The organism is Nonomuraea sp. B19D2 (assembly GCF_040137845.1).
Taxonomy (GTDB): domain Bacteria; phylum Actinomycetota; class Actinomycetes; order Streptosporangiales; family Streptosporangiaceae; genus Nonomuraea.
In genome coordinates this window covers 1-8789 of the sequence record NZ_JBEFAK010000106.1, presented here as the reverse complement: position 1 = coordinate 8789, position 8789 = coordinate 1, and the positions used below count along the sequence as shown (strand labels likewise).

Below are 8789 nucleotides of genomic sequence, written 5' to 3'. Positions count from 1 at the left end.
GACACCGACCACTCCATCCACGACCGGGAGGAGGGGGAAACCCGGCCGCGCACCGCATGATCCCGGACGCCAAAGACTCAGGTCACGAACCTACAACCGCGTGTCGCGAGTTAACCAGCAGGATCAGTCGTGCAGGGGCAGGTTGGTCAGGCCGGTGTCCTTGGCGCAGCGGATGCGGTCTTCGGCGCGGGCGCGGCGGCGGTGCCGTAGTTCCAAGTCGGCGAGTTGGCCGCGCTCGGCTACCGGCCACCCCTGGAAGTTCTCAACGAGTCCCTTTCAACCCAAATAGCCGCATAGGCTACGCCCATAAGACGGCTGTCCGGAATCACCGTGGCCCCTCAGTACGCGCCGCCGAGCACCTTCCGGTCAAAGGCCGACTTTGGTCGGTCCTTCGCCTTCCGAAGGTCGATGTGCCGTGCGCTCCGCCCTTCCTATGGTCGTGCTCATGACGCGAGTGCGTGAGATCGACGCCGTGCGGGGCTTCGCGTTGGCGGGCATCCTCGTGGCCAACATCGGATTCTTCGCCGACCCCCGCTACGCCGTCTCCATCGGCACCATGCCGATCAGCGACGGCCCCGTCGCGTTCTTGGTCAGCACGTTCGTGCTGACCAAGTTCTACATCCTGTTCTCGTTCCTGTTCGGCTACTCCTTCACGCTCATGACCCGCGACGGCGTGGACGTGAAGGCCAGGATGCTGCGACGCTGCCTGGGCCTGTTCCTGATCGGCGTGGCGCACGGCTTCCTGCTGTGGATCGGCGACATCCTCACCCTTTACGCCGCGCTCGGGCTGGTCCTGCTGGCTATGCGGGGCGTGTCGGCCAGGAAGGCGTTCGTCGTCGGCTGCTGGATCATCGGGGTCATGTCGGTGATCTGGCTGATCCTCTCCGGGCTGACGCTGCTGGACCCGGGGCCGCCCCAGGCCGTGGACGCGGCTGCCGGACTGCATGCCGAGGAACTGGTCAGGGACGGCCCGCTGGGCTTTCTGACCTTCCAGGTCCAGACATATCCGGCTCTGGTGGCGATGGTGTGGCTCGGGCAGGGGCCGATGGCGATGGCGCTGCTCCTGTTCGGGCTGGCGTTGGGGAAGGCGCGGCTGCTGGAGGAGCCGGAGCGCTGGGCGCACCTGATGCCGCGTGTGCAGTGGGCGGGCTTCGGCGTCGGAGTGCCCGCCGCGGTCTTCTTCAGCTGGGCGACCTCGCGCGGCGGCGGGGCCCTGCAACTGGTCGCGATGGCACTGAACAACGTGACCTCGGTGCTCCTGACCGCCGCCTACGTAGTCACGTTGCTCCAGGTGCTCAAACGCGTGCCCGCTGTCCGCCGCGCGTTGGCCCCCGCCGGGCGCATGGCGGCCTCGAACTACATCGGTCAGTCGGTGCTGTGCTGCCTCATCTTCACCGGGTACGGGCTGGCGCTGGCGGGCACGCTGTCACCTTTGGCCGTGATGGGCGTCGCGGCGGCGATCTACGCGGTGCTGCTGGCAGTGAGCATGTGGTGGCTGCGGCGGCACCGGTACGGCCCCGTCGAGTATGTGTTACGAGCGCTCACCCATGGGCGGTGGGACGCCGGGACTCGTACAGATCCGACGCGGTCAGAAGCCTGATCGGGCCGTGCCGGTGCGTTGGTCAGGAGCCGAAGGCGTAAGGGCCGAACCGGACCGAGGCCACGACGCCAGCAGGAGCAGCACACAGGCGGTGGTGCCGATGAAGAGCTAGATCGAATTCCGCATGGTCCACCGTCACCGGCTCTGATCGCTGCTTGCACAGCGGATCGTCGGGTGTACCGGCGTCCTCCTCACCTTGGCATGTTCGGCTTCGATCGATCCGGCCAGTCGGCCGCCCACGCCGAGGGTGTCACAGATTCGGTGGCCGGCCGGTCTCAGCTGAGGAACGTATCCGCGCGGTGGTGAGAAGGGCGGAACATGAAGGCTGCACATCACCGGAGATCGGCCTCCTCGGCTCTCGATTGCCTCAGCGAGGGCGACTGGTCCGGTGGTCACGGCTATGAGAGGAGTCCAGCCATGATGGGCGACGAGGCGAGGCGGTCCTCGTCATCGACGAGCCGGCCGGACGAGGGCCCGAAGCCGGCGGGCTTGCACGCCCTTCCCCGTCGCGTTGCGGTGGCGGTAGGGGGCGGGGGAGTGCTCGGAGCTGCGCAGGTTGGTGTCGGGTACGCGTTGGAGCAGCGAGGATTCGTCCCCGACCTGATCGTCGGAACCTCGGTGGGTGCCCTCAACGGAGCCATCGCGGCCGCCCACCCCGGCAAGGCCGCACCCCTGTTCAGGAGGCGGCGCTGGATACGTTCGCGAAGGTCATACCGCTCCTCATCTGAAAGACGGCTCATGTGCTCTCCCGGTCACGTGCCGGGTGGGTCGCGTTGCGATGTCCGGGGCCGTTGGCGCCGGGAGCTTGAGCTGGGAGTTCTCCGGAACGGCTACCCGGCTCGGTGGTACTCGTTGATCAGCCCGCTGAGTACCTTCCGACGCTCGATCCGTCGTCGTTGTCGCCACTGGCCGATCACACCAGAACCGCCGCGGTGTCCTGAAGCGACGTCATTCCGGGCGTCGTCCGCGTGGTTTGCCCCACGTGGACGGCGCAGGGGATGACAGTTGGAACCAGCGACGACCTCGATCCGAGCATGCAGCTCGCGCCGCGAAGATCATTGAGTTGCGTACGGGTTGGAGCACGTGCCGAGCACTGCGACCGTCATCCATGAATTGCGCCAGCATTGTTGGAGTGCGGGATCCATGCCGGGAAGCCGCGATGCAATGATCAAATTGGGATGTCCGCCGTGCTCCCTGCGTGCTCGCGCGCACCAACCCCGCACACACCGTGATCCATTCACCGTCTCCGGCTGCTGCGGGAAGAGCAGCGGCCCCGCCTTGCCGCGAGTAGGCGGCGAATGCGGGGCCGGATGCTTAATCCGACTGTCGGCTTCTCAGCGGGATGAGTTTCCCGGGCTGGGTCTGGTCTTTCTTGCCGAAAAGCAGGGCGGCGGTCTTCTCGACCGCGGCCGTGGCGACCTGTGGGTAGACGGAGGTGTAGGTGTCGGCGGTGAAGGCGCTGGAGGTGTGTCCCAGGGTTTCCTGTACCACCTTCATCTCCACCCCGGCCGCCAGCATCAGCGAGGCCGCGCCATGGCGGAGGTCATGCAGTCGGACGGGCGGTAGTCCGGCCAGGTAGGCCAGCCAGAGGAATTGGTCGGAGACGTGCTGCGGGTGCAGGCGGCTGCTGTCGGGCTGGGTGAAGACGAACCCGCTGTCGGTCCACGCCTCGCCCATGGCCAGCCGTTCCTGGAGCTGCTGCTGCCGGTGAGCGCGCAGAACCTGCGCGGTGTCGCTGTCCAGAGCGATGGTCCGGACGGCCGGACGGCCGGACGGCCAGGGCCGGAACCGTTGACCTCGTCCAAACTTACTCGCCCTTGGTCGTCAGCGCGGGGTCGTCTTGGAGTCCAACCAGGTGTCGATGAGCTTGGTGAAGTCCCGGCTGGTGTAGTCGTTGATCCACCGGGTGAACGACGCCCGGTCCTGGGTGGTGTTGCGGTGCTCCTGGGCCCAGGCCCGCATCGTGGCGAAGAACTTCCGGTCGCCGAGCCGCTTCCTGATCTCGTGCAGCATGATCGCGGGGCCGTAGTAGACGTTGCTGATGCCGAAGGAGTCGCGCCGGTACCTGCCGGGCGGGCCCGCCTTCCGGCGCAGCCGGCCGTCGATGCGGCGGATGTTGGCGATGAACTCGTCGATCGTGCCGTCCTCGTGGTCGGCGTACCACTGCATCTCGAAGTACATCGCGAAGCCCTCGTTGAGCCACAGGTCGCGCCAGGTGCGCGGGGTGACGGTGTCGCCGAACCAGTGGTGGGCCAGCTCGTGCGCCACGACGGAGGGCTGCATGTACCGGGGGCCGAGGGCGACCATCTGCTGGGTCTCCATGCCGGAGTCGCTCGTGGCCACCAGTCCGGCGCTCGGGAACGGGTACGGCCCGATCTTCCGCTCAAGCCAGCGCAGGATCGACGGCATGCGCTTGGCCACGGGCAGCTGCTTGGCGACATCTTGCGGCCGGATCCAGTACGTGATTGGGATCCCGCGCGGCCCCTTGTCCTTGTACATCCGGAACCTGTCGGCCGCGAACACCGTCAGGTAACTGGCCACGGGGTTGGTCGACTGCCACCGGAACGTGCTTGTCCGCCCGGCCGAGGTCTTGCCCTTGTACGTCCCGTGCGCCACGCCCGACCAGCCCTCGGGCACGGTGATCGCCACGTCGTAGAGCGCCTCGTCCGATGGGTGGTCGTTCACCGGGAACCAGGTGAACGCCCCGAACGGTTCCTGCAGCGCCCACGCCCGGCCGCCGTTGCCGACGTGGAAGCCGAGCATGGAGATGTCCTCGCGCCGCTGCTTGGCGTCCACGGGCTTGGGCGTGCCGTGGTAGCGCACGGTCACGACGGCGCCCTCGTCGGCCTCCAGAGCCTCGGGCAGGGGGACCGTCAGGTCGTCGTACTTCCGGCTGGCCCGGACCCGGGTGTCGTTCACCGTGACCTCGTCCACCTTGAGGGCGCGGCCGAAGTCGAGGCGGACGCGGGAGATCGGCCGGGCGGCCCGGATGGTGAGCTCGGCCGTACCGGACAGCGTGCGCGTGCCCGGCTTCCAGGTGAGCGCCAGGTCGTAGTGGAGCACGTCGATCGACGGGTTGCCGTAGGCCGGGTACACCGGGTCGGCGACGGGCTTGGACCGGCCCGCCTCGTACGCGCTCAGGTCCACCTTCGGGCGCTCGGGCGCGGCGGCGGACGCGACCGGCGCCGCCTGGGCCTGCCTCGTGGCGGGCGCCGGGGGTTGCTGGGACGCGCTACAGGCCGGCAGGGCCAGGGCGACGGTCATAAGGGATAAAAGGGGCCCGCGCATTCGCGCCAGGTTAACGACGCAGGCAGGGGCCTACAAGTGCCTTTCCCGATTCGTCACCGGGCGAGGGAACCGCCGGATCGTTCCTGAAAACTCCCTGTGAAGCCGTTTCTGGACCTTGTCTGTCGCTCAACGCCGGGCCGATCTATGACGCCCAGTGCGCCCTGCGCCCTCTCACCGGCAGCAAGGTGTTCGAGTCCCACAACACCCCCCGCGCCGCCTGGGGCGGGTTCGGCCCGTGCGTCCGCGATGACGGCGACTGCCGCGACTTCCCGATCTTCAACCAAGGCCGGAGGACGGGTGGGCGTCGCGTTCCTACCGGTGGACGCTCGACGAGCTGGCCTCCGTCGACGGCTGGGTCTACGACCGGCCGCACGCCGACGAGCACTCCAGTGGCTTCTGGCTGCGTCGCGCCTGACGCGCGCCGCTCGCCCTCGAAAACGCCTCCTGGGGCGTTCTCCCGCTAGGAGAATCTGACACCGTGAGCCGGCCAGACATCGCGGCTCAACGTTATTGGACAGATCAGCGCGGACCAGCACTGCCAGCAGGGCGAACAAGCACCTCATCAATCGGTAGACAAGCGATAGCAATACTTCATGATGGTCGTAGCGGCCGCTCTGATCGCGCAGCAAATTCCAGCTCATACCACGAAACCGTGTTTCCGAGCGGGACACCACCACGCCGCGGTTGGGTTCCACGACGACCTGATCCGCAGCTCGGACACGTAGACCGTTTCGCCGTAGGAGGGCCGAGCTCCGAGGCGGGATCGGCGTGGAGCGCCCGGGTGGCCTACGCGGGGTTGCCGGTGCTCCAGAGGGCGCTCGCCGTACCCCGCGACATGTGCTCCTCATAGACCCCGACTTTGTGGGAGATGAGGGTGAGACATTCGGTGAGTTCGGCGATCCGAGCGAGGACCTGCTGCTGATGGCGGCGCAGCAACGCCAGCCGCTCGTCTTCATTGCCGGGGCCCTGCCGGATCAGTTCGGCGAAGCGCCGGATCGTGGCGAGAGGCATGCCGGACGCGCGAAACCTCGTGCAGTAGGACAGCCATTCCACGTCCCCCTCGCTGTAGACGCGGCGGCCGTTCGCGCTTCGTCTCACCTCACTGGCGAAAAGGCCTTCCCGCTCGTAGAGGCGCAGGGTGTGCACGCTCAGCCCGGTGCGCTCCGCGACCTGCCCGATGCTCAGTTCTGGTGTGCTGCCGGTCATGGAGCGAGCGTACGCCATTGACCTAGACCACGGTCTAGCATCTAGCTTTTCTGATCATGACAACGCCTCAGCACAAACTTGGATCGGGATTCGGCGCCCGGAGCACCGCGGACGACGTTCTGCGTGGGATCGATCTGTCCGGCAAGCTCGCCATCGTCACGGGGGGCTACTCGGGTCTCGGGCTGGAGACCAGCCGCGCGCTCGCCCGCGCCGGAGCCCACGTCATCGTTCCGGCCCGGCGGAGGACGATCGCCCACGAGGCGGTCGAGGGCATCGACGGGATCGAGGTCGACGAGGTGGACCTGGCCGACCTCGGCAGTGTCCACGGATTCGCCGATCGGTTCCTGGCGTCGGGGCGGGAGATCGACATCCTGATCAACAATGCCGGGATCATGGCCTGTTCCGAGACGCGGGTCGGCCCCGGGTGGGAGGCGCAGTTCGCGATCAACCACCTCGGCCACTACGCGCTCGTCAACCTGCTCTGGCCGGCGATCGCCCGTGGCGGGACTGCCCGCGTCGTGGTCGTGGCCTCCGGCTTCGACCTGGTCTCAGGACTGCGCTGGGACGACGTGCACTTCCAGCATGGCTACGATAAGTGGCAGGCGTACACACAGGCGAAGACGGCGAACGTGCTGTTCGCGGCGGAGCTCGACGTGCTCGGCCGGGACGCCGGAGTTCGGGCGTTCTCGGTGCATCCGGGGTACATCCTCACCCCGCTGCAACGCCACCTCACCAAGGAGGAGATGATCGAGGCCGGTTGGATCGACGCGTCCGGCAAGCAGGTGAACGACGACTTCAAGACGCCTGCGCAGGGAGCGGCGACGCAGGTATGGGCTGCGACCTCGCCGCAGTTGGCCGGTAAGGGCGGCGTCTACTGCATGGACTGCGACATCGCCGAGCCCTTCGGCGACGGCATGGAGGTCGACCGCGGACAGACCAGGCGCTTGTGGGGATTGTCGGCGGAGCTCACCGGCGTCAACGCGTTTCAATGAGCATCGCCGATGCCACCATATGCCTTCACGACCTCCGTCATGGAGCCGCCTCGACCGCGCCGGCCACGCACGTGGATCTGCGTACCGGTCAGAGGCGCCTCGGGTACGTCGGCGAGGAGTGGCGGGATGTTCCAGAAGTTGACCGACCGGGCGCGGCGTGTTGTCGTCCTGTCCCAGGACGAGGCCAGAATGCTCGACCACGACTACATCGGTACCGAGCATCTTCTCCTCGGTTTGATCCGGGAAGGTGAGGGCGTGGCGAGCAGGATCGGCCATTCGGCACCCCTCAGCCCCTGTTCGTCGAGCGGCGCGGCACGGGCACGTTGCCGCTGATCGAGTTCGGGCGGGCCTTCGCCCAGGACGACCTTCCCGTCCGCAAGGCCGACGTGCTGCGCGGGCACGCCGTACGCGCGCTCTACCTGGCCGCCGGGGCGGTCGACGTCGCGGTCGAGACCGGCGACGACGAACTGCTCGAGGCGCTGGAGCGGCAGTGGGACAACACCGTCGCACGCCGGACGTACATCACCGGTGGAATGGGCTCGCACCACATGGACGAGGCCTTCGGCGAGGATTACGTGCTGCCGCCGGACCGGTCGTACTGCGAGACCTGCGCGGGTGTCGCGTCCATCATGTTCAGCTGGCGGCTGCTGCTGGCCACCGGCGAACCGCGCTACGCCGACCTGGTCGAACGAACCCTCTACAACATCGTCGCGACCTCGCTCGGCGATGACGGCCGCTCGTTCTTCTACGCCAACACCCTGCACCAGCGCCATCCGGACAGCGAGGTCCCGCTCAACGACGACGGCGTGTGCATCCGTGGCGGGTCCGGCCGGCGCCAGGCCTGGTACGAGGTCTCCTGCTGCCCGCCCAACCTGGCCCGCACGCTCGCGAGCCTCGGCGGATACCTGGCCACGACCACGGCCGACGGCATCCAGATCCACCAGTACGTCTCCTCCGCCCTCGGCGCCATCGTGGACGGGGAGCCGTTCGAGCTGGACGTCGCGACGGACTACCCGCACAGCGGTGCAGTGACGATCGTCGTGCAACAGGCGCCGCGCCGACCGGCGTCGATCAGCCTGCGCAATCCGGAGTGGTCCGCCGACACCAGGCTCAGCCTCAACGGCGAACCCGTCGATCAAACACCCGATGCCAGCATGGTGCTGACCAGGACGTGGCGTGCAGGCGACACCCTCGAGCTGACCCTCGACATGCGGCCGCGGGTCACCCGCCCGGACCACCGCACCGACGCGATCCGCGGCTCCGTTGCGGCCACCGCACGCCATCACCGATCCGGCGAAGACCACACCGTACCGCTGATCGCCTACCGATCATGGTCTCGCCGCGGTCCGTCAGCCATGCGCATCTGGATTCCCGAAGCGTCCTGACTTGAAGCGCTCCCCACGACTAAAGTCGGGGGATTCCAGCCAGCTCGGGGCTCGCCGTAGCGTGGCCCTGAGCTGCTGTTGCTTGGCGGTTCACCTTCCGGCCCACACAGTTGCGTGGTTTGCGCGCCCCAGCCCGCGCACCCGGTCCGGGTTGTGCGTGCTCCGCCCTCCCGGCGGTGAGGATGTTCTTTGCGGCGTTCACGTCGGCGTGCTCGGTGTGTCCGCACGAGGTACACCGGAAGACCGCTTGGCTCTGGCGGGACTTCCGATCTACCACCGTGCACACATTGCACGTCTGGCTGGTGTACGCCGGGTTCA

General features: G+C 67.7%; 8 protein-coding genes and 1 pseudogene. 5 read left to right on the top strand and 4 right to left on the bottom strand.

The window, feature by feature from the left end; genetic code table 11:
• The first annotated feature begins 445 nt into the window (after nt 1-445).
• Both ABN273_RS58605 and ABN273_RS58600 read left to right on the top strand, forming a co-directional pair.
• Nucleotides 446-1600 (top strand): DUF418 domain-containing protein, encoded by a 1155-nt coding sequence (locus ABN273_RS58605; protein WP_349458468.1) that lies wholly within the window; start codon nt 446-448, stop codon nt 1598-1600.
• A 318-nt stretch (nt 1601-1918) separates the two neighbouring features.
• On the top strand, nt 1919-2602 hold the full coding sequence (locus ABN273_RS58600) for a patatin-like phospholipase family protein (protein WP_349458467.1): 684 nt from the start codon (nt 1919-1921) through the stop codon (nt 2600-2602).
• A gap of 312 nt (nt 2603-2914) precedes the next feature.
• Here the strand turns inward: ABN273_RS58600 and ABN273_RS58595 are convergent, their stop codons facing one another.
• The 3 genes from ABN273_RS58595 to ABN273_RS58585 form a co-directional block, all read right to left on the bottom strand.
• Nucleotides 2915-3343 (bottom strand): tyrosine-type recombinase/integrase, encoded by a 429-nt coding sequence (locus ABN273_RS58595; RefSeq protein WP_502911356.1) that lies wholly within the window; start codon nt 3341-3343, stop codon nt 2915-2917.
• Nucleotides 3344-3424: 81 nt separating this feature from the next.
• Nucleotides 3425-4864, bottom strand: a complete 1440-nt coding sequence (locus ABN273_RS58590) for a M1 family metallopeptidase (protein ID WP_349458466.1) — start codon at nt 4862-4864, stop codon at nt 3425-3427.
• Between the two features lie 810 nt (nt 4865-5674).
• The gene (locus ABN273_RS58585) at nt 5675-6094 is read right to left on the bottom strand and encodes a MerR family transcriptional regulator (RefSeq protein WP_349458465.1); all 420 of its coding nucleotides are present in this window, start codon (nt 6092-6094) and stop codon (nt 5675-5677) included.
• 56 nt (nt 6095-6150) lie between these two features.
• On the opposite strand from ABN273_RS58585, the gene ABN273_RS58580 reads away from it, so the two are divergent.
• From ABN273_RS58580 to ABN273_RS58570, 3 genes and pseudogenes are all read left to right on the top strand, one after another.
• Nucleotides 6151-7086 carry an SDR family NAD(P)-dependent oxidoreductase gene (locus ABN273_RS58580; protein WP_349458464.1) on the top strand — a complete coding sequence of 312 codons (936 nt, stop codon included), beginning with the start codon at nt 6151-6153 and terminating at the stop codon, nt 7084-7086.
• Between the two features lie 126 nt (nt 7087-7212).
• Nucleotides 7213-7377, top strand: a pseudogene (locus ABN273_RS58575) (Clp protease N-terminal domain-containing protein); the annotation flags it as partial.
• A 32-nt stretch (nt 7378-7409) separates the two neighbouring features.
• Complete coding sequence (locus ABN273_RS58570) at nt 7410-8471, top strand: glycoside hydrolase family 127 protein (protein WP_349458463.1); 1062 nt, start codon at nt 7410-7412, stop codon at nt 8469-8471.
• A 19-nt stretch (nt 8472-8490) separates the two neighbouring features.
• On the opposite strand, the gene ABN273_RS58565 is transcribed toward ABN273_RS58570, so the two are convergent.
• Nucleotides 8491-8789 (bottom strand): zinc ribbon domain-containing protein (locus tag ABN273_RS58565; protein ID WP_349458462.1); only part of this gene is annotated, 299 nt, incomplete at its 5' end.

Bases quoted from the DNA above. Each gene is read 5' to 3' on its own strand.
- ABN273_RS58605 (WP_349458468.1), top strand. From the start codon at position 446: ATGACGCGAGTGCGTGAGATCGACGCCGTGCGGGGCTTCGCGTTGGCG.
- ABN273_RS58580 (WP_349458464.1), top strand. From the start codon at position 6,151: ATGACAACGCCTCAGCACAAACTTGGATCGGGATTCGGCGCCCGGAGC.
- ABN273_RS58590 (WP_349458466.1), bottom strand. From the start codon at position 4,864: ATGACCGTCGCCCTGGCCCTGCCGGCCTGTAGCGCGTCCCAGCAACCC.
- ABN273_RS58585 (WP_349458465.1), bottom strand. From the start codon at position 6,094: ATGACCGGCAGCACACCAGAACTGAGCATCGGGCAGGTCGCGGAGCGC.
- ABN273_RS58600 (WP_349458467.1), top strand. From the start codon at position 1,919: ATGAAGGCTGCACATCACCGGAGATCGGCCTCCTCGGCTCTCGATTGC.